Source organism: Novosphingobium rhizovicinum (assembly GCF_040813635.1).
GTDB classification, from domain to species: Bacteria; Pseudomonadota; Alphaproteobacteria; order Sphingomonadales; family Sphingomonadaceae; genus Novosphingobium; species Novosphingobium rhizovicinum.
In genome coordinates, this window is record NZ_JBFNXR010000050.1 from 200,707 (window position 1) to 218,616 (window position 17,910).

21 protein-coding genes are annotated in these 17,910 nt (G+C 65.0%); 16 read left to right on the forward strand and 5 right to left on the reverse strand.

What is annotated here, in order from left to right:
* Positions 1–73: 73 nt before the first annotated feature.
* Positions 74–802 carry a hypothetical protein gene (locus ABUH87_RS13590; RefSeq protein ID WP_367774478.1) on the forward strand — a complete coding sequence of 243 codons (729 nt, stop codon included), beginning with the start codon at positions 74–76 and terminating at the stop codon, positions 800–802.
* Here the strand turns inward: ABUH87_RS13590 and ABUH87_RS13595 are convergent.
* Positions 796–1,215 carry a DUF6491 family protein gene (locus ABUH87_RS13595; protein ID WP_367774479.1) on the reverse strand — a complete coding sequence of 140 codons (420 nt, stop codon included), beginning with the start codon at positions 1,213–1,215 and terminating at the stop codon, positions 796–798. The genes ABUH87_RS13590 and ABUH87_RS13595 overlap by 7 nt on opposite strands.
* A gap of 155 nt (positions 1,216–1,370) precedes the next feature.
* On the opposite strand from ABUH87_RS13595, the gene ABUH87_RS13600 reads away from it, so the two are divergent.
* From ABUH87_RS13600 to ABUH87_RS13645, 10 genes are all read left to right on the forward strand, one after another.
* Positions 1,371–2,828 (forward strand): helicase HerA domain-containing protein, encoded by a 1,458-nt coding sequence (locus ABUH87_RS13600; RefSeq protein WP_367774480.1) that lies wholly within the window; start codon positions 1,371–1,373, stop codon positions 2,826–2,828.
* 9 nt (positions 2,829–2,837) lie between these two features.
* The gene (locus tag ABUH87_RS13605; protein WP_367774481.1) at positions 2,838–3,032 is read left to right on the forward strand and encodes a DUF4169 family protein; all 195 of its coding nucleotides are present in this window, start codon (positions 2,838–2,840) and stop codon (positions 3,030–3,032) included.
* Positions 3,032–3,232, forward strand: coding sequence for a hypothetical protein (locus ABUH87_RS13610; protein WP_367774523.1), 201 nt, complete (start codon positions 3,032–3,034; stop codon positions 3,230–3,232). Before ABUH87_RS13605 ends, ABUH87_RS13610 begins: the two co-directional genes overlap by 1 nt.
* Before the next feature lie 63 nt (positions 3,233–3,295).
* Positions 3,296–4,459, forward strand: a complete 1,164-nt coding sequence (gene bioF / locus ABUH87_RS13615) for an 8-amino-7-oxononanoate synthase (protein WP_367774482.1) — start codon at positions 3,296–3,298, stop codon at positions 4,457–4,459.
* Positions 4,450–5,091: an alpha/beta fold hydrolase gene (locus tag ABUH87_RS13620; protein WP_367774483.1), complete on the forward strand. Its 642-nt coding sequence runs from the start codon at positions 4,450–4,452 to the stop codon at positions 5,089–5,091. Before bioF ends, ABUH87_RS13620 begins: the two co-directional genes overlap by 10 nt.
* The gene (locus ABUH87_RS13625) at positions 5,088–5,843 is read left to right on the forward strand and encodes a methyltransferase domain-containing protein (protein WP_367774485.1); all 756 of its coding nucleotides are present in this window, start codon (positions 5,088–5,090) and stop codon (positions 5,841–5,843) included. Before ABUH87_RS13620 ends, ABUH87_RS13625 begins: the two co-directional genes overlap by 4 nt.
* On the forward strand, positions 5,840–6,478 hold the full coding sequence (gene bioD, locus ABUH87_RS13630; RefSeq protein WP_367774487.1) for a dethiobiotin synthase: 639 nt from the start codon (positions 5,840–5,842) through the stop codon (positions 6,476–6,478). Before ABUH87_RS13625 ends, bioD begins: the two co-directional genes overlap by 4 nt.
* Entirely contained in the window at positions 6,475–7,755 is a 1,281-nt protein-coding gene (locus ABUH87_RS13635) for an adenosylmethionine--8-amino-7-oxononanoate transaminase (protein ID WP_367774488.1), read from the forward strand. Before bioD ends, ABUH87_RS13635 begins: the two co-directional genes overlap by 4 nt.
* A gap of 175 nt (positions 7,756–7,930) precedes the next feature.
* Positions 7,931–8,122, forward strand: a complete 192-nt coding sequence (locus ABUH87_RS13640; protein ID WP_367774490.1) for a hypothetical protein — start codon at positions 7,931–7,933, stop codon at positions 8,120–8,122.
* 215 nt (positions 8,123–8,337) lie between these two features.
* Positions 8,338–9,003 (forward strand): CDP-alcohol phosphatidyltransferase family protein, encoded by a 666-nt coding sequence (locus ABUH87_RS13645; RefSeq protein ID WP_367774492.1) that lies wholly within the window; start codon positions 8,338–8,340, stop codon positions 9,001–9,003.
* Between the two features lie 17 nt (positions 9,004–9,020).
* Here ABUH87_RS13645 and ABUH87_RS13650 read toward each other — a convergent pair whose 3' ends face one another.
* The 3 genes from ABUH87_RS13650 to ABUH87_RS13660 all read right to left on the reverse strand — a co-directional run bounded on the left by ABUH87_RS13650 (position 9,021) and on the right by ABUH87_RS13660 (position 11,885).
* Positions 9,021–10,061, reverse strand: coding sequence for a hypothetical protein (locus ABUH87_RS13650; RefSeq protein ID WP_367774494.1), 1,041 nt, complete (start codon positions 10,059–10,061; stop codon positions 9,021–9,023).
* Positions 10,062–10,178: 117 nt separating this feature from the next.
* Positions 10,179–11,006 (reverse strand): type I methionyl aminopeptidase, encoded by an 828-nt coding sequence (gene map, locus ABUH87_RS13655; RefSeq protein ID WP_367774496.1) that lies wholly within the window; start codon positions 11,004–11,006, stop codon positions 10,179–10,181.
* Between the two features lie 39 nt (positions 11,007–11,045).
* Entirely contained in the window at positions 11,046–11,885 is an 840-nt protein-coding gene (locus tag ABUH87_RS13660; RefSeq protein ID WP_367774498.1) for a PdaC/SigV domain-containing protein, read from the reverse strand.
* Positions 11,886–11,932: 47 nt separating this feature from the next.
* Here ABUH87_RS13660 and ABUH87_RS13665 point away from each other — a divergent pair, with 47 nt between their 5' ends.
* The 5 genes from ABUH87_RS13665 (at position 11,933) to glnA (ending at position 16,914) form a co-directional block, all read left to right on the forward strand.
* The gene (locus ABUH87_RS13665) at positions 11,933–13,321 is read left to right on the forward strand and encodes a leucyl aminopeptidase family protein (protein ID WP_367774500.1); all 1,389 of its coding nucleotides are present in this window, start codon (positions 11,933–11,935) and stop codon (positions 13,319–13,321) included.
* Positions 13,322–13,336: 15 nt separating this feature from the next.
* Positions 13,337–13,738 (forward strand): SH3 domain-containing protein, encoded by a 402-nt coding sequence (locus ABUH87_RS13670; RefSeq protein WP_367774502.1) that lies wholly within the window; start codon positions 13,337–13,339, stop codon positions 13,736–13,738.
* Positions 13,735–14,658 (forward strand): N-acetyl-gamma-glutamyl-phosphate reductase, encoded by a 924-nt coding sequence (gene argC, locus ABUH87_RS13675; protein WP_367774506.1) that lies wholly within the window; start codon positions 13,735–13,737, stop codon positions 14,656–14,658. The genes ABUH87_RS13670 and argC overlap by 4 nt, the downstream gene beginning before the upstream one ends.
* Positions 14,659–15,016: 358 nt before the next feature.
* Complete coding sequence (locus tag ABUH87_RS13680; protein ID WP_353982695.1) at positions 15,017–15,355, forward strand: P-II family nitrogen regulator; 339 nt, start codon at positions 15,017–15,019, stop codon at positions 15,353–15,355.
* A gap of 149 nt (positions 15,356–15,504) precedes the next feature.
* Positions 15,505–16,914 (forward strand): type I glutamate--ammonia ligase, encoded by a 1,410-nt coding sequence (gene glnA, locus ABUH87_RS13685; protein WP_367774509.1) that lies wholly within the window; start codon positions 15,505–15,507, stop codon positions 16,912–16,914.
* A gap of 121 nt (positions 16,915–17,035) precedes the next feature.
* Here glnA and ABUH87_RS13690 read toward each other — a convergent pair whose 3' ends face one another.
* Positions 17,036–17,671 (reverse strand): glutathione S-transferase family protein, encoded by a 636-nt coding sequence (locus tag ABUH87_RS13690; RefSeq protein ID WP_367774510.1) that lies wholly within the window; start codon positions 17,669–17,671, stop codon positions 17,036–17,038.
* Positions 17,672–17,910 lie beyond the last annotated feature (239 nt).

Sequence of the window (17,910 nt, forward strand, 5' to 3'; positions counted from 1 at the left end):
GACATTGTCGCAGGCGGTCGTACGTTCATCGTTCGGTCAGCCATCAAGCCATAGCCGCGCCCTTTGATTTCAAGTGGAGAAGGGACAGGCATTGGGCGCTGCGCGCTTGGTCTTGGCGATGGGTTTGATCGGCGGTGCCGCGGGTGCCGTACTGGCAGTGACCACGATCCCGGCTTTTTCCCCTTATGCGGATCGCTCCGCCCCGCCGCGCGCGTTTGATCCCCCCCGGGTTGAGGCGCCCGCCCAGGAACCCTCCTACGAGCTCGAATCCCGACCAGAACGCGATGATACCTTCGACAGCTTGCGGATCGTGCCAGGCCAGCAGGATGGCGCCATCATCCTGGAACTGCCGCAGTGGACGCACGAAGGCATGGAGTGGATGATGTTTGCCCGCCGTGCCCTTGGCCGGTGGCAGGATCTGGACGTGCTGGAGCACGGCGAAAGGGAGATGCGACGCTACCGCGAGGACGAGCCGCGTCACCGCGGGCCTGACGATTGGAGGCACGAGCCGCGCTACGGCTACGCTGTGCCCCGCGAGGAACAGGGGCCGTACGGCACTTTCGAGGAACACTACTACAGCCCGCCGCAGCGGTCGCCAGCGCCTGATCAGCCTCCACTGCGCCCCAGCCGGGAGCCCCCCACATCCGCTTTCGACCGTGCGTTTCCTTCGGCGTCCCAGCCTGTGGGCCGCGTGGACAGGCTGTTCGCGGGGAGAGAAACCGAGGATCCGGCCACCAGCGCGGCACGTCGCGCCCTTGAAGCTGCCGAAGACGTGCGTTCAGCCGAGCGACGCGATCAGTAGCTCTTCGCTTCCTCGGGCGAGAGCTCGCGGATCATGCGCACCGGGCAGCGCCGGGGACCGATGGTGCTCGGCACGATCAAGGTCACATCGCGACCGTCGCAGATCTGTCCCGGACCGAACTGATCGAATGCAATTGTCTCCGACCAATTGATATCCGGGCACGGTCCCAGGGTCTGGAACAGGTACTTCCGGTTGGCTCCGACCGTCACGACGATATCGTCGCTGCCGCGCTCGGTAGAAGACGCACGCTGAAACCCGTTCACCTGCGAAGGGAAGAAGCAGGTGCTTGCGCCTGCCGCTGCGGTCGTTGTCGGGCTACTGGCGATGTCCGCCCCTCCGGGCGTCGCACATGCGGAAACGACCGCTCCGGCTGCGAAAGCGGAGGCGGTCAGTACGGTCAGGCGCAAGGTCATGGCATTCTCCGTTCTGTCACTGCCTTCCATCCCCCGTGATGAGCCGAACGAGCCTGCCGAGCAGGTGTTCCGAGGCACGGCCTTTTGCTCAAACCTCTGGAAAACGAGGAGATGGCAGTTCCGAATCGCTCGCGTCCTTGCCTATGGCGGTGCGGGTGAGCGCAACCATCGTCATCGGCCATGACCCCCATGGCGCCCCGGTCGAGATCGACGTCGGCGAACTGCTGGCGACCCGCCTGCTCGTTCAGGGCAACTCGGGCTCCGGCAAGTCCCACTTGCTGCGCCGATTGCTGGAGGAGAGCGCGCCGCTGGTCCAGCAAGTCGTGATCGATCCCGAAGGAGACTTCGTCACGCTGGCCGAGGAGTTCGGCCACGTCGTGATCGATGGCTCCGCCTATGCCGAAGCGGAGATCGGGCGCCTTGCCGCGCGCATCCGCAAGCATCGCGCCTCCGTCGTCCTTGCCTTGGACGAACTGGAGATCGACCAGCAGATGAAGTGCGCCGGACAGTTCCTGTCGGCATTGTTCGATGCCCCGCGCGAGGAATGGTTCCCAGCGCTCGTGGTCGTGGACGAAGCCCAGATGTTCGCCCCCGCCGCCGCTGGTGAAGTGAGCGAGGAAGCGCGCCGCGTCAGTCTTGCCGCGATGACGAACCTGATGTGCCGTGGCCGCAAACGCGGTCTTGCAGGCGTGATCGCGACCCAGCGTCTCGCCAAACTGGCAAAGAACGTGGCCGCAGAAGCATCGAACTTCCTGATGGGCCGCACCTTCCTTGACATCGACATGATCCGCGCGGCCGACCTGCTCGGCATGGAGCGTCGCCAGGCTGAGCAGATCCGCGACCTGGCACGCGGGCAGTTCCTGGGACTGGGCCCCGCGATCAGCCGCCGTCCGGTCGCGGTGAACATTGGTGCGGTGCGGACCGGCAGCCGCGCGGTGGTACAAAGCTTCGCACCACCTCCCACTTCCTCGCCAGAGGAACTGCACGCGCTTCTGCACGACAACCTTGCAGAGCCTGTGCGAGAGCTGCCGCGCCCCGTTCCCCAACGGGCGGATCCGGAGGAACTCGTCGAGCGCATTGTGGCAAACGATGCACCGCCACCGCCCCGCCGCCCCGACTTGCCCGAGATCGATCCCGCCGAGACGGAAGCCGCCATCGCTGAGATCCTGAGCGAGATGGCCGCCGAGGAAGGCTGCACGTTCCAGCCTTCCGCCACTCTGTTTCAGGACTTCACTCTGCGCTGTCGCATGCGCGGGCTGCCAACCCGCAGCTTCGACGCCGTGCGCTTTCGCCGCGGCTTCGCCATGGCCGTGGCCGGTATCAGGGACCCCGCCGACGAGCGCTGGGCCGAGTTGCTGTCACTGGCGGCCAGCGTACCGGATGAGCTGCTCGCCCCCTTCCTGCTGATCGGGCGCGCCGCGATGGAAGGCAATCCCTGCCCCGATGATGCCGAACTGGCAGAAATCTATGGCACCAGCTCACCGCGCCGGATCCAGCGCTTGCTGGATTACCTGGAAAAGGACGGCCTCATCGTCGTGCGCACCGATTTCTCCGGCAAGCGCTCGGTCGGCCTTCCGCATCTGGGACTCGCCACCAGCGCCGTCGAGGCGTAGACTTTGCTCATGGCCGAGATCGTCAACCTGAGGCAGGCGCGCAAAGCGAAGAAGCGCGCCGAGAATGCCGTTCAGGCGCAGGCAAACCGCGCGCGCCATGGCTCGACCAAGGCCGAACGCCTCAAGTTTCAGCAAGAGGCGGACCGGCTCTCCCGCACCCTCGACGGTGCGCGGCTGGACGATGCTTCGAACGAGAGCGAATGATGCGCACTACCTATCTCGACGCCGGCGTGCGCGTTTACCATCTGGACGAGGCAGGCGAAGGCGGCGCAGCGACGACCTTGTTCTATGGCTCCTTGTCAGAGGCGCTGATGATCGCCGCGCAGCAGGATGAGGCGACGCAGGCCGGCTTGTGGATCGCCACGGACAACGACGTCGTCGCCTATCTCGATCTGGAAGAATAAGCCGTTCTCCTGATAGCAACGGTCCGTTGTGCGGCGGCCCGGCTTGCCCTACCGGCAGGCTTCATGGAAAGCCTCGACGAGCACCTCGAAGCAGCCCTGACCCGCGTCGAACAGGCGGGGCGACGGCGCGTGTTGCGTCCGGCCCGGTTGACGGGGAACGGCCGTATCGAGCGTGAGGGGCGCACGCTCCTCGATTTCTCAAGCAACGACTATCTCGGTCTCTCCAAGCATCCCATGCTGACCGAGCGCGCACGCGAGTGGACCGAACGGTACGGGACCGGCAGCGGGGCCTCGCGGCTGGTCACCGGAACGAGCGACGCCGTGCTCGCTCTCGAGGCGAAGGTGGCGGCGTTCAAGGGCACCGAGGCCGCGCTGATCTTTGCTTCGGGATGGCAGGCCAATGCAGCAGCCATCCCGGCGCTACTCGCCGCGCTGCCCGGTTCCGCCGTGTTCTGCGATCGCCTGATCCACGCCAGCATGCACGCCGGCCTCGCCATCGCAGGCGCTCGCCAGCATCGCTTCCGCCACAACGACCTCGACCACCTGGAGGAGATGCTTGCCACCAAGGGCACTGATGCGCCTGCGCGCGTAATCCTGACGGAGAGCGTGTTCAGCATGGATGGCGACGTCGCCGACTTGCCGCGCCTCGTCCAACTCGCACGCAGACACCAAGCGTTCCTCTTCGTTGACGAAGCGCACGCCACGGGTGTGCTCGGGCCTGCAGGAGCGGGGCTGTCAGCCACTGTGCCCGGAGGAGTGGACGTGGTGATGGGCACGTTCAGCAAAGGCCTGGGCGGCTTCGGAGCCTACGTCGCAGGTTCGCGCGCGCTGATCGACTGGCTGACCAATGCCGCGAGCGGATTTGTGTTTTCGACAGCGCTGCCTCCTGCCGTCCTTGGGGCGATCGACGCCGCGCTGGATCTCGTGCCCAGCATGGACGCCGAGCGTTCGCATCTCATTGCCCTCGCCGATCGCCTGAGGAGCGGGCTGGCTGGCCTCGACATCGACCATGGAGCTTCGGCCACGCAGATCGTACCCGCTGTGGTCGGCGCGGAAGCAGATGCCATGTCCATGGCGGCGGCGCTGGAGGCGAAAGGCTTCCTTGCCGCGGCCATTCGTCCGCCCACGGTACCGACCGGCACCAGCCGCCTGCGGCTCGCCCTGCGTGCTGCCCACACCGAAGCCGACATAGACGGCGTGCTCGAAGGAATCGCCGCATGCCGCTAAGCCTGCTTTTCTGCCATGGCTGGGGCTTTGATGCCAAGATGTGGGACGCGCTCGCCGGCGCGCTGCCCGAGTTCGCGCACGTTCGCGACGACTCAGGGTATTTCGGTCCCACCCAGGCGCCACCCGTGCCGTCGCCCTATCTGGCGGTCACACATAGCTTCGGGACCATGCGCCTTCTGGACGCCCCGCCCCCCGGCCTCGCCGGGCTCATCGCGATCGCCGGGTTTGACCGCTTCACCGCGACGGACGGCTTTCCCGGCAGTCCCCGACGAGTGGTCGACCGCATGGTCAGCGCCGTCGCGCAGGAGCCGGCGACTGTCCTGGCCGACTTCCACGCGCGGCTCGGCAGCCCCGTTCCCACAGGCAAGCCGAATGCCGAGCGACTCCAGGCCGACCTGGTCACGCTGCGGGACGCCGACCTGCGCGCCCGCGCTGGCGCAATCGGCGTGCCGATCCTCTCGCTTCAGGCAGAGGGGGATCCGTTGCTTTCGATAGGCGTCCGCGAGACGGTTTTTGCCGCAGCGCCAGGCGTGATGCGCCGCACTCACCCTGACGCTGGCCACCTGCTTCCAGTCGCAGAACCCTCCTGGTGCGCCGAAGCGATCCGCGCCTTCGCGGGCACACTGCCATGATGGCGACAACCGTAGCCCGCGCCTTCGCCGCAGCTGCCGATTACGACCGCCATGCCCGGGTGCAACGCCTTGTGGCGCGCGAACTTGCGCATCGCATCGCGACCCTGCCGCTGGGCTCCAACCCGCGCGTGCTGGAGGTCGGCTGCGGCACTGGATTCCTTACCCAAGCCCTGCGCGCGGAAGGACTTGCCGGTGACTGGCTGATCACGGACGTGGCCCCAGCCATGATCGAGCGCGCCCGTTCTCGCCTGGGCAGCGGCCTTTCCTACACCATGCTCGATGGGGAGCGCGGCACTCCGGATGGCGGCCCCTTCGACCTGGTCTGTGCCAGCCTGGCGACCCAGTGGTTCGAAGATGAGCCCGCAGCTCTCGCCCGTTGGCGCGAATGGCTCGCGCCTGGTGGCCACGTGATGGTGGCGACACTCGGCCCCGGGACCTTCGCGGAATGGCGCTCCGCGCATGCAGCGGAAGGTCACGTGCCCGGCACGCCCGCCTTTACGCCGCTGGCAGCCCTTGAGGCGCTCCGCCCCGCCGATCCGCTGACCGTGGACATCTATCGCGAGCGCCATGCCGATGCCCGCGCCTTTCTCCTTGCCCTGCGCGGCATCGGCGCCGACACCTCGGCCTCCGGACACCGTCCGCTCTCACCCGGCGCCTTGCGCCGCGTGATGCGACGTTTCGAAGCTGCCGGCGCAATAGCTACTTACGAAGTGGTGACGTGCCACCTTTCCCGCGGTAGCGATCAGCCATGATTCATCCTCGTATTGTCGTCACCGGCACCGACACCGGCATTGGCAAGACTGTCTTCGCCGCTGCGCTCACCGGGGCGCTCAAAGCTTGTTACTGGAAGCCGGTGCAGGCCGGCCTGGATGATGACGGCAGCGGCGATGCCGATACCGTCGCACGTCTTGCCGGGGTGCCGCGCGAGCAGATTCTTCCCGAAGCCTATCGCCTGACGACGCCCTGCTCGCCACATCGCGCCGCCGAGATCGACGGCGTGACCATCGATTGCGATGCGCTTAGCCCTCCCGTGACCGACGCACCGCTGGTGATCGAAGGCGCCGGCGGTGCGCTCGTGCCGGTCACCCGCGAAACGCTCTATGCCGACCTTTTCGGCCGCTGGGCCCTTCCGGTCGTACTCGTCGCCCGCACCGAACTCGGCACCATCAATCACAGCCTGCTCAGCCTCGAGGCTCTACGGGCGCGCAAGGTACCACTGCTGGGCATCGCATTCGTGGGCGAGGGTAACGAGGACAGCGAAGCCACCATTGCTGCGATCGGCCAGGTCAAGCGGCTGGGCCGCCTGCCCCGGCTCGACACACTGGATACAGCGACCCTGGCGGCCGCGTTCGCCGCCAATTTTCGGATCGAGGACTTTCGCGCGTGACATCTGCGATCTGGCATCCTTTTACCCAGCACGGCCTGCGTGAGCCGATCCCCCTTGTCGAGCGTGCCGAGGGCGCACTGCTCCATACGCGTGGAGAAGAGGGAGAGCCACGCACCGTCATCGATGCGATCTCCTCCTGGTGGGTCACGACTCACGGTCATTGCCATCCGCGCATCATGGCCGCGATTGCCGAGCAGACTACCAAGCTGGACCAGCTCATCTTCGCTGGCTGGACTCATGAGCCCGCCGAGCAGCTCGCAACAGGGCTGAGGGCGATCATGCCCGAGAGCCTCACGCGGGTGTTCTTCTCTGATTCGGGCTCCACCAGCGTCGAAGTGGCGCTGAAGATGGCGTTGGGCTACTGGGCCGCGCGTGCCGAGAAGGACGGCGGCACGCCGCGCCACAAGATCATCGTGATGGAGCATTCCTACCACGGAGATACCATAGGCGCGATGTCCGTCGGCGCACGCGGCGTATTCAATCGCACTTACGAGCCGCTGCTGTTCGATGTCGCGCGCATTCCCTATCCCGCTGCGGGTGCCGAACAGGCAACGCTCGACGCCCTGGAAGCACTCTGCAGCGCACCGGACGCCGCCGCGCTGATCCTGGAGCCGCTCATTCTGGGCTCGGGCGGGATGCTGATCTACCCGCCCAGCGTCCTTGCAGAAATGCGCGCCATCTGCGCCGCGCACGGCGTGCTGTTCATCGCCGATGAAGTGATGACCGCGTGGGGCCGCACCGGCACGCTCCTCGCCTGCGAGCAGGCCGGGGTCGTGCCCGATATCCTGTGCCTGTCGAAAGGCCTTACCGGGGGTGCCGTTCCGCTAGCCGTGACCATGGCGAGTGAACCGATCTTCGAGGCGCACTGGTCCAACGACCGCGCGCGGATGTTCTTCCATTCATCAAGCTACACTGCCAATCCGATCGCCTGCGCAGCCGCGAATGCCAATCTTGCGATCTGGCGCGAGGAGCCGGTGCTGGAGCGCGTCGCCGCACTCACGGCCTTTCAGGCGGAGCGGCTGGACGCGCTCGGGCGGTATTGTCACTTCGACCACCCGCGCCAGCTTGGCACCATTGCTGCGCTAGACTTGCGAAGCATGGAATCGGCCGGCTATCTCGATAGCCGCGCGCCACGGCTGATGGCCTTCTTCCGTGAGCGGGACGTGCTGGTGCGTCCTCTGGGCAATACCGTTTACGTCATGCCCCCCTACTGCATCACGCCTGGCCAGCTGGCGACGGTCTGGGATACCATCGGGGAAGCCGTGATCACCGCCTGATCCACGTGATGCCAGTCGTGCGTCCCGCCGCAGCGCGCGCTCGTTCGCCAGCAAGATCATGCGCTTGCCCCTGTTCAAATGGACGGCTTGTCCCTATAAGGGCGCCATCGCTGACCATTGATTCTGCACATCGGCGACTGAGAGACCACGCGCTCCCGCACAAAGGAGAGCAGCCATGGACCTCAATCAACTTCTCCATCAGCATCAGGTCGCCGTCATCCGCGCCGCTGCGGCCCCCGTCCAGAACCTCGGTTCGCGCTTTGACCTCGTGTCGCACTACGAACGGCGCATCGCGCGGCTGCGCAACCAACTGGGAGCGGCGCAGTACCCCTCCTGGCTGAAAATGGGCGCAACGCTGTCGGATTGAGGCCCAAGGGGGCAGCTGCTGAAGCCCTCCCGTTCATCTCCGGTCTGCCAGTGTGGTCGTACGCGCCTGTCGGAAGTGAACAAAAACTGTAACAATCTGTTCCGCTTCGGCATAGGAGGGCGTTCCCGTACCTGAGGTTGCGCAAAGCCGCATCCGAATGGCGCCGCTCGTGGCAAATGCCGCGATGCCCCGCGACGGTCGCACGAGAGGATAGCATGAAGGCCGAAATGAAGACGCTGCGCATTCAGGAGAACATCCTTGCTCGCCACGAGCGACGGTTGCTCAACTGGCTTTGTGCGCGGATGCCGGCTTGGGTCACGCCGGATCTGCTGACCGCGCTCGGCGTCTTCGGCGCAGTCCTGACCTTTGCGGGCTATCTCGGCAGCAACCTAACGGAGGAGTGGCTGTGGCTCGCCATCGTGGGTTATGTCGTGCAGTGGTTCGGTGACTCGATGGACGGGAGCCTCGCCCGCTTCCGACGGATCGAGCGACCATCCTATGGCTACTTCATCGATCACAGCTGCGACGGCCTTACAACGGCGCTGATCGTCTGGGGCATCGGTATGACGCCCTATGTCACAATGGACGTCGTGATGATCGCTCTGGTCGGATATCTTCTCCTCTCGATCCACGCCTACCTGTCTGCGCGCGTTCTGGGTGAATTCAAGCTCTCTTACCTCGCGGCCGGCCCCACCGAGCTTCGCTTCCTCCTGATCGGCCTTACGATCATGATGATGGTTCTGGGCGCAGGACCCGGATTCTTCGGCGCGATCTCGGGCTTCGACATTTTCGTGGGCGCCATCGGCGTGCTGCTGATGACGCTGTTCATCATCCAGACGCTCATCACCGGACGGCGGCTCGCGATCCAGGAACGGCGCTAAGCGCCACGGGCGCCCCCTCAGTCGAGATCCATGACGCTGGGCTTGCTCGACCGTTCGATCATGCCGGTGGTCTCCTCGCCATCCCAGACGTAGCGAGCGTGAGCCTGCTGTACGATCGGGAAGTCCTCGGGCAGCATCGGGTGCCCGCGTGAGCGCACGTTGACGAAGGTCGATCCGTCGATGGCGATGCGGTCTCCCTCAATCGTCTCCAGCACGAAGGGTACGCTTTCACCGCCAGTTACCAGCTTGCGCAGCCATGGCACCGACACGGGGCGAGCGGGTGTGCGCCTGCCTTGTGCGTCGATGACAAAGCCTTCGGCGTAGCTCGGTTGCCCATCATCACGCGGCGGATAGATGTTGAAGCCGAACGCCCTGCCACTCGGGAACACGGCAGATTGCCAGCAATGCCCGGCAAACCCGGAGAAGGCGCGAAAGCCGGTGCGGCGGATGCGCAGGCCGTTGCCGCGGAACGGCTGCTCATGCCCGTCGATCCGCAAAGACCCCTCGCACCGGAAGAGCTGTTCGTAGCGCGGGCTCATGAAGTCGCCCTGCTCCCCGCCAAGCGCTTCGGCGGCTTCGGGCAGCAGCGAGCCGGGAACCCAGGGCACCGCCGCCATCGTCATGGCGACATCGATGCCCACGTCCGCCTGCAAGAGCTGCCGCTCGTCGGGAATGGGCGTAGCGATCAGCGTCTGCGTCGTCAGCGCGCTGGCCTCACCTTCGAACGAAGCGGTCCATAAACGGAACGGGTCCACACAGCGGAAGGAAAGCGGCCCAGTCGCCCGAACAGTCGGCAGACCCTCCGGTCCGATCGCCTCCCTCGTTTCCCCGTCCCCACGCCGTTGGTACAGCCGCCCATCTGGAAACGCGATGTCCAGCCACAGCTCGTGGCGATCCCACTGCTCGGCCACTGCCTCGACGCCGATGCGCATGGCAAAGGCGCCGCTTTCCTCCTCAATCCAGACGTTTACCGCATCGCGCACGCCGGCTTCGGGGCGTTGGGCCAGCACGTACTCGCGCTCAACGGGAATGCCGCCGCTTAGATCGGTCGCGGTCATCAGCCTCTCTCCTGCTTTTATGCAGGGAAGCTGTCACGGCTCGCGCGTCAGGTCACGCCTCCATGAAGCCGCAGGAGCGATATAGCGCACCGCGTGGGCGGGAACGCTCCTCGCGGATCAGACGTAAGGGGGCTTGTGCAGTCCCTTGGGGCTGAGCGTGAAGATCTCGCACCCATCTTCCGTGACGCCGATCGAGTGCTCGAACTGCGCCGACAGCGACTTGTCGCGCGTGACTGCCGTCCAGCCATCCGCCAGGAGCTTCACCGGCGGCTTGCCGAGGTTGATCATCGGCTCGATGGTGAAGAACATGCCCGGCTTGAGTTCCGGCCCCGTGCCCGCGCGCGCGGCATGAACGACTTCCGGCGCATCGTGAAACAGGCGGCCCAGACCATGGCCACAGAACTCGCGCACCACGCCGTAGCGGTGCTGCTCGGCATGCGCCTGGATGGCCGCGCCGATGTCGCCCAGACGGGCGCCGGGCTTCACCTGCTCGATGCCGATCATCAGGCACTCGTACGTAACGTCAACCAACCGGCGCGCCTTCAGCGGTACGTCGCCGACCAGGTACATGCGGCTGGAATCGCCGTGCCAGCCATCGAGCAGCGGGGTCACGTCGATGTTGACGATATCCCCGTCTTTAAGCGTCTTCTCGGACGGAATGCCGTGGCACACGACATGGTTGATCGAAATACAGCAGGAGTGCTGATAACCGCGATAGCCCAAGGTGGCCGGAACGGCACCGCCGTCCAGCGTCATCTCGCGAACCTTGTCATCGATCGCTGCGGTGGTGACGCCGGGACGGACCATGGACGCCACTTCGTCGAGGATCTCGGCGGCAAGGCGGCCCGCACGGCGCATGCCTTCGAAGCCCTCGGCCCCGTGCAGCTTGATGGTACCATCGCGCAGAACCGTGTCCTGGGCGTCGATCGTCTGGTATTCGGTCATAGCCGCGATATAGCCGCACGTTCGCCAAATTGCGAGCGTTCAGCGCCGCTTGGTGAAATCGCCGCGATACTCCGCCTTCACTGCGGCAATGACCGCCTCTGTCACAGGCAGCGTGATCTCGTACGTTCCTTCAGCATAAGGGCCAGCGGCGTAAGGTCCGACTAGCACGCCGAGCCGATCCAGCGTCAGATCATCGGACGATCCCAGGATTATCGTGCTTTCCACCGGATCGATGCACTCGTCGAACTGGTCGCCGCCTTCGCGCTCGACCGGCTCACCACGCCGCTTCTCCCGCTCCTTGTCGAGCGCAGCGCAGAACGGTTCGCGGATGGCGGCGCTCAGGGCCTGCTTGCTGGTGAACAGATCCAGAGGTTCGTGTGCTTTCTGCTTCGTCTTGTCCCACAGCAGGCTGTCGAAGAATGCCATACCGTGCGCACCGCCGGTGTAAGTGTACTTCTCAGCCGAGAGCGAGAGCCACCGCGGCACACTGGTCACGACCTCCCACTTGGTGCCGGAGCTGTGCTTGCGATAAGGATAGCCGTCCTTCCCCGCCTCTCGCTGGTCAGCCGCCGCACTGCGCTCCAGCTCGCGGCGCGCTTGAGAAAGGCGTTTGTCGAGCAGTGCCTTGAGTCCGGGGATAGCTCCTGCAGCGTCGGGATAGGAATACTCGAAATCATAGAGCTCGCTCTCGACATCGACTTCCCGCCCGGAGCCTTGCCGATCACCTGCAAGGTCCGATGACTGGACAAGAGCCGAAGCGGGCACGGCCGCTGGCGAGGCGGAGTCCCGGGCCGTGTTGGCAGCAGGGCCGTCGGGCGCTTGCGCCTCGCACCCGGTGGCCAGCAGAGCCATTGCGGCCACGAACGCTGTGCGCTGCATCTTTTTCCTCTCGCACTGGTTACCAACCCCAGTCTACAGGCATGTAAATGAGTGACAAAGACGCTTTAATCCAGCCCGACCGGGGCCAGCAGGCCATCGCCATCCACCTGGTTGACAAGGATGGACTGGATGAATTCCTGAAGAGCTGCACGGTTCCCCAACGGGCGGCACTGGCGGCGCAAAAGTTCAAGGCTGACGGCTACTCGCACGCTATCCTGCCCAGCGAGGATGGAGAAGGCTGGGCCGTGGTCGCAGGCGTCGCCAACTCTGCCTCGCTCTCCAACTGGTGCATGGCCAAGCTTGCCGAAGTGCTGCCCGCCGGCACTTACCGGCGCATCGGGGGCGAGCCTGGCCCCGCTCTCTTCGGCTGGATCACCGGTCAGTATCGGTTCGAACGCTACCTTTCGGAGCCGGGTGCCGAGGGTCCTCGCATCCTGCTGACCAGCGAACCCAAGGCGATCCCGGAGGTGCTGGCGCAGGCGGATGCAACGGCGCTCGTGCGCGACATGGTTAACACCCCGGCCGAGGACATGGGGCCAGCCGAACTCGAAGCACGCGCCGAGACGCTCGCGAGCACTTTCGGGGCACAGTTGCGCGTCACACGCGGCGACATGCTGGAGCGCGAGTTCCCGATGGTCCACATGGTGGGCCGGGCGGCAGCCCGCAGCCACGCACCGCGCATGATCGAGATGGAGTGGGGCGACCCCGCACACCCGCGGGTCGCCATCGTCGGAAAGGGCGTGTGCTTCGATTCGGGCGGGCTCGACATCAAGCCCGCGTCCGGCATGTTGCTGATGAAGAAGGACATGGGCGGCGCCGCCCACGCACTCGCCCTGGCGCAGCTTGTCATGGGCAATGGCTTGCCGGTGCGCCTCCATGTGCTGGTGCCGGCGGTCGAGAATGCCGTCTCATCCAATGCCTTCCGCCCCGGCGACGTGTTACGCTCGCGTGCGGGCATCAGCGTGGAGATCGGCAACACCGACGCCGAAGGTCGCCTGATCCTGGGCGATGCCCTCACCCGCGCCGGCGAGGAAACGCCAGAACTGGTGATCGACTTCGCCACTCTGACCGGTGCCGCACGCGTGGCCGTCGGTCCCGACCTGCCCGCCCTTTTTGCCCGGCGGGACGAGACCGCGCAGGCCCTGCTCGAAGCAGGAGAGCAAGTGGACGACCCCTGCTGGCGATTACCGCTGTTCGACGGGTATCGAGAATACCTGAAGTCCGACATCGCCGACATCAACAACTCTGGCAGCAGCGGCTTTGCAGGGGCCAGCACCGCCGCGCTGTTCCTCGACCGTTTTGTGCCCAAGGATGTCGACTGGGCTCACTTCGATACCTTCGCCTGGAGACCCGCTGCGAAGCCGGGCCGTCCCAAGGGCGGCGATGCTCTGGGTCTGCGTGCGGCATGGCGCATGCTGGCTCAGCGATACCGGTAAACTTGCGAAGCCCGCATGACCCGTCTAAGCGCGCCCATCTTTCCCTTCGGAGATAACCGCACGTTGCCGCTCGAGGATTCATACACGCGCCCTGATTCTGAAGAGGCGCTGCTCACGCTCAGCGGCCCGAGTGTCTGTGCGGATCCCGGCCATCTGCCGGTGCGGGGCGATCTGGCTCACATCAAGCTCGCCGGTCGCTGCTTCGTGCCTCACTACGCCGTGCCGATGCCGCATCGTTTCAAGGCTGGGGCCTTGCTGCGCGTTCAGGCGCGGAACGACGCAGAGGTGATCGCGCAGCTTGAAGAGGGCACGATCTTCGAAGTGCTCGACATGGCTGGTGCCTGGGCCTGGGGTCAGGTCGAGAACGACGGACTGGTAGGCTACACAGCCCTGGACGGACTGGAGCCCGCCGCATGAGCGCGACTGTATTCATAGATGGTGCCGCGGGCACCACCGGGCTGGAGATTGCCGAGCGCCTTGCCGGCCGTCCGGAGTTCACGCTCGCGGTGCTCGATGATGCGCGCCGCAAGGACGATGCTGCTCGTGCCGAAGCCCTGAACGATGCCGACTTCGTCATCCTGTGCCTTCCCGACGATGCAGCGCGCGATGCTGTGAGCATGATCCGCAACGACAAGGTGCGGGTGATTGACGCATCCTCCGCGCATCGCACGGCGATGGGCTGGACGTACGGATTGCCCGAGGTGGTCGGGCGCGATGCAATCGCCTCGGCCCGGCGGGTCAGCAATCCCGGCTGCTATCCTACCGGCTTCATCACACTGCTGGCGCCGTTGATCTCTGCCGGGCTGCTGCCCAAGGACTGGCCTTACGTCTGTCACGCCGTGTCCGGGTATTCGGGCGGCGGAAAGGCGCTGATCGGGCGCTTCGATGAGGACGAGGACATCGCCTTTCGCGCCTATGGGCTCGCCATGGGCCACAAGCACGTAGGCGAGATGCAGCGCCACGTCGGCCTGGTCCACGCACCGCTGTTCGCGCCCGCTGTGGTTCCTGCCTTTCGCGGGATGCTGGTAGAGGTGCCGCTACAGCTCGCGGCGATGCAGCTTGCCGGCACACCGGATGTCCTGCTCGCCAGCCTCGCCGAGACGTATCGCGGCAGCCCGATCATCAAGGTGCGCGAGGATCGTCCCGAGGAGCTGCTGCTGCGCAAGTCCATGGCGCCCACCGACACGGTCGAACTCTTCGTCTTCGGCGCGAAAGACGGCTCACAGGCGCGGCTGGTGGCCGTCCTGGACAATCTCGGCAAGGGCGCAAGCGGTGCCGCGGTTCAGAACCTGAATCTTATGGCGCATATCGAACAGACGGCGGGCCTTCGCCTCTGACGCTGCTCTACGGTACCGGTAACCGAGCCTCCCGGCAGGATTCCGGGAGGCTTTTTGCGTGCCCCCGACTGATGCCTTACCTCTGCCGCTCTGTCGCACAGAAGCCAACCTGCTCAAGATTTAAGCAGGCACTGCCGAAAGAATAATCACCACTCGGTGCAAGGCGGCAATGAAGCTGCAGGCAAGTGGGCAAAGGCGCAAGAAATCACCCAATTCCGCTCTTTTCGCGACTGCACAAGTGGCCTACGACTGAGCCACTGGCTTGGCACGATTCTTGATGAGATCGCGCGCAAGGCATCGGGTTCGACTTGGCTCCACTGTCGGAGGGCCCGGACCAAATGCAGGGGTGTTCGCAAGCGTGAAGAAAATCGAAGCAATCATCAAACCGTTCAAGCTCGACGAAGTGAAAGAAGCGCTGCACGAGGTGGGAGTGTCCGGCATCACGGTGACCGAGGCGAAGGGCTTCGGTCGGCAGAAGGGCCACACCGAGCTCTATCGTGGAGCCGAGTACGTCGTGGACTTCCTGCCCAAGGTTCGGCTTGAAGTCGTCGTGCCCGATCAGCTTGCGGAGCGCGTGGTTGAAGCCATCACCGAAGCAGCGCAGACCGGGCGCATCGGCGATGGCAAGATCTTCGTAGTCCCGGTAGAAACCGCTGTGCGTATCCGCACCGGTGAGCGCGACGACGCTGCCCTCTAGGGCACCCAACCAATTCCATTCGGCGCCAGCAAGACCGCGGACGCCGGATCGGACGAGATCGGCATGGGGGCCGGTCGCCGTCCCGGGAATGTCCATCCACCCCAAAGCTTCTTCTGGGATCGGAAGAGTCAATTCGGAGTAGAATACCCATGGCGAGCGCAAAGGATGTCCTCAAGCGGATCAAGGACGAGGAGATCGAGTGGGTCGATCTTCGCTTCACCGATCCCAAGGGCAAGTGGCAGCACCTCACGATGGTCGCCAGCGTCCTCGGCGAGGATGAGCTGGAAGACGGCCTCATGTTCGATGGCTCGTCCATCGAAGGCTGGAAGACCATCAACGAGTCGGACATGATCCTCAAGCCGGATCTGGACGCGGTCTATGTCGACCCGTTCAGCGCCACTCCGATGATGATTCTGTTCTGCGACATCGTCGAGCCATCGACCGGCGAGCTTTATGGCCGCGATCCGCGCTCGACCGCAAAGCGCGCCGAATCGTTCGTGAAGTCGGCCGGCTTCGGCGACACCGTGTACGTCGGCCCCGAAGCCGAGTTCTTCATGTTCGATGACGTGAAGTTCTATGACGGCTACGAAGGCAACGGCTTCAAGATCGACGACATCGAGCTGCCGGGCAACTCCGACAAGAGCTACGACACCGGCAACCTGGCACACCGCCCGCGCGCCAAGGGTGGCTACTTCCCGGTCGCGCCGGTCGATTCTGCAGTCGATATCCGCGCCGAGATGGTCACCACCATGCTCGAGATGGGCCTGCCTTGCGACAAGCACCACCATGAGGTGGCCGCCGCGCAGCACGAACTGGGCCTGACCTTCGGCACGCTCGTCACCACCGCTGACCGCATGCAGATCTACAAGTATGTCGTGCACATGGTTGCAGAGGCTTACGGCAAGACCGCGACGTTCATGCCCAAGCCGATCATGAAGGACAACGGATCGGGCATGCACACGCATATCTCGATCTGGAACAGCGGCGAGAACACCTTCGCCGGTAACGGCTATGCCGGTCTGTCGGACGCGTGCCTGTACTTCATCGGCGGCGTCATCAAGCACGCCAAGGCGCTGAATGCGTTCACCAACCCGACCACCAACAGCTACAAGCGGCTGGTGCCGGGCTACGAAGCACCGGTTCTGCTCGCCTACTCGGCGCGCAACCGTTCGGCATCGTGCCGCATCCCCTACGGTTCGGGCACCAAGGCGAAGCGCGTAGAATTCCGCTTCCCCGACGCGATGGCCAACCCCTACCTGTGCTACGCGGCGCTGCTGATGGCCGGTCTCGACGGGATCAAGAACAAGATCCACCCGGGCGAAGCCATGGACAAGAACCTCTACGATCTGCCCCCGGCCGAACTCGCCGAAGTGCCGACCGTCTGCGGTTCGCTGCGTGAGGCGCTGGAATCGCTTCAGGCGGACAACGCATTCCTGCTGGAAGGCGGCGTGTTCACCAGCGACCAGATCGAAGCTTACCTCGAACTCAAGTGGCCCGAGGTTCTCCGCTGGGAGACCACCCCGTCCGCTGTCGAATTCGACATGTACTACAGCGCCTGATCGGCGCCTCTCCCGCAAGGGGGAGACAGGATCACCGAGGGGGGCGTCCGGAGCGATCCGGGCGCCCTTTCGTTCGTATCCGGCCTGTTCGGCAGAATGGAGGCGCGAGCCCGGCGGGGCGTCAGTCGATCATCGGCTCCATGCCGGGTTCGGCCTTGGCCATCGCCCGCTTGTAAGCGGCACGCGCGCCGATGCGCCGCAGATAAACGCGAGTGTTGGGCAAGTGGTCGATGGGCGCGCCACTGAACGCGCGCGAGGTTGTGAGCGCGTAAACCATCATGATGTCGGCCAGCGTGAGCTCTCGTCCCCCGAAGTACGGAGCCTCACCCAGGCGCCTCTCGATCAGGTCACGCGCGCGCGCAGAGCGCTCCGCGACAAACGGCACGGTCCCCGCGTCGCCTCCGCCAAGGGCCAAAGCCAGCTCCATCATCTTCGTGGCCATGAATGTGGCGTTCGACCAGTGGAACCAGAAAAGGTGTCCAGGATAGTCGGGGTCGGACGGAGGCGGGGCAAGCCGCCCGCCTCCGAAGCGAACATTGATGTATTCGCAAATCGCCGCGCTTTCGCCCAGCACGAGATCATCGACCGAAACCACAGGCGCGATCCCCATGGGATGCAGCGCTTTGTACACCTCCGGCGCAAGACGGTTGTCAGCGCGGCGTTCGTAGCGCCTCAACTCGTACTCGAGTTCCAGCTCCTCGCACAGCCAGACGATCCGCTCTGATTGCGACAACTCGAGATGATGAACGACGAGCAAGAGCTTCTCCTCAGGCGGTTCGGACGCAGACAGCCGGGGGATGCAACCGCTGTGAAGCTTGGAAGGTTCCGGCGCGACCCTCGCGCAACGAGCCTAAGTCATACCGGCTTGACAAGACAAACCATATAGGTTATATGCCGCAGCCGCCGGACATAGCTCCGGCGTACGGCGGGTGCGGGTGAGCGGGGCCACGCTCAACCAGCCCGCGCCATGCGGCCGGCGCTCCAGACGGGCGCCTG

Bases quoted from the DNA above. Each gene is read 5' to 3' on its own strand.
- ABUH87_RS13595 (WP_367774479.1), bottom strand. From the start codon at position 1,215: ATGACCTTGCGCCTGACCGTACTGACCGCCTCCGCTTTCGCAGCCGGA.
- ABUH87_RS13605 (WP_367774481.1), top strand. From the start codon at position 2,838: ATGGCCGAGATCGTCAACCTGAGGCAGGCGCGCAAAGCGAAGAAGCGC.
- ABUH87_RS13610 (WP_367774523.1), top strand. From the start codon at position 3,032: ATGCGCACTACCTATCTCGACGCCGGCGTGCGCGTTTACCATCTGGAC.
- bioF (WP_367774482.1), top strand. From the start codon at position 3,296: ATGGAAAGCCTCGACGAGCACCTCGAAGCAGCCCTGACCCGCGTCGAA.
- ABUH87_RS13620 (WP_367774483.1), top strand. From the start codon at position 4,450: ATGCCGCTAAGCCTGCTTTTCTGCCATGGCTGGGGCTTTGATGCCAAG.
- ABUH87_RS13625 (WP_367774485.1), top strand. From the start codon at position 5,088: ATGATGGCGACAACCGTAGCCCGCGCCTTCGCCGCAGCTGCCGATTAC.
- bioD (WP_367774487.1), top strand. From the start codon at position 5,840: ATGATTCATCCTCGTATTGTCGTCACCGGCACCGACACCGGCATTGGC.
- ABUH87_RS13640 (WP_367774490.1), top strand. From the start codon at position 7,931: ATGGACCTCAATCAACTTCTCCATCAGCATCAGGTCGCCGTCATCCGC.
- ABUH87_RS13645 (WP_367774492.1), top strand. From the start codon at position 8,338: ATGAAGGCCGAAATGAAGACGCTGCGCATTCAGGAGAACATCCTTGCT.
- ABUH87_RS13650 (WP_367774494.1), bottom strand. From the start codon at position 10,061: ATGACCGCGACCGATCTAAGCGGCGGCATTCCCGTTGAGCGCGAGTAC.
- map (WP_367774496.1), bottom strand. From the start codon at position 11,006: ATGACCGAATACCAGACGATCGACGCCCAGGACACGGTTCTGCGCGAT.
- ABUH87_RS13660 (WP_367774498.1), bottom strand. From the start codon at position 11,885: ATGCAGCGCACAGCGTTCGTGGCCGCAATGGCTCTGCTGGCCACCGGG.
- ABUH87_RS13665 (WP_367774500.1), top strand. From the start codon at position 11,933: ATGAGTGACAAAGACGCTTTAATCCAGCCCGACCGGGGCCAGCAGGCC.
- ABUH87_RS13670 (WP_367774502.1), top strand. From the start codon at position 13,337: ATGACCCGTCTAAGCGCGCCCATCTTTCCCTTCGGAGATAACCGCACG.
- argC (WP_367774506.1), top strand. From the start codon at position 13,735: ATGAGCGCGACTGTATTCATAGATGGTGCCGCGGGCACCACCGGGCTG.
- glnA (WP_367774509.1), top strand. From the start codon at position 15,505: ATGGCGAGCGCAAAGGATGTCCTCAAGCGGATCAAGGACGAGGAGATC.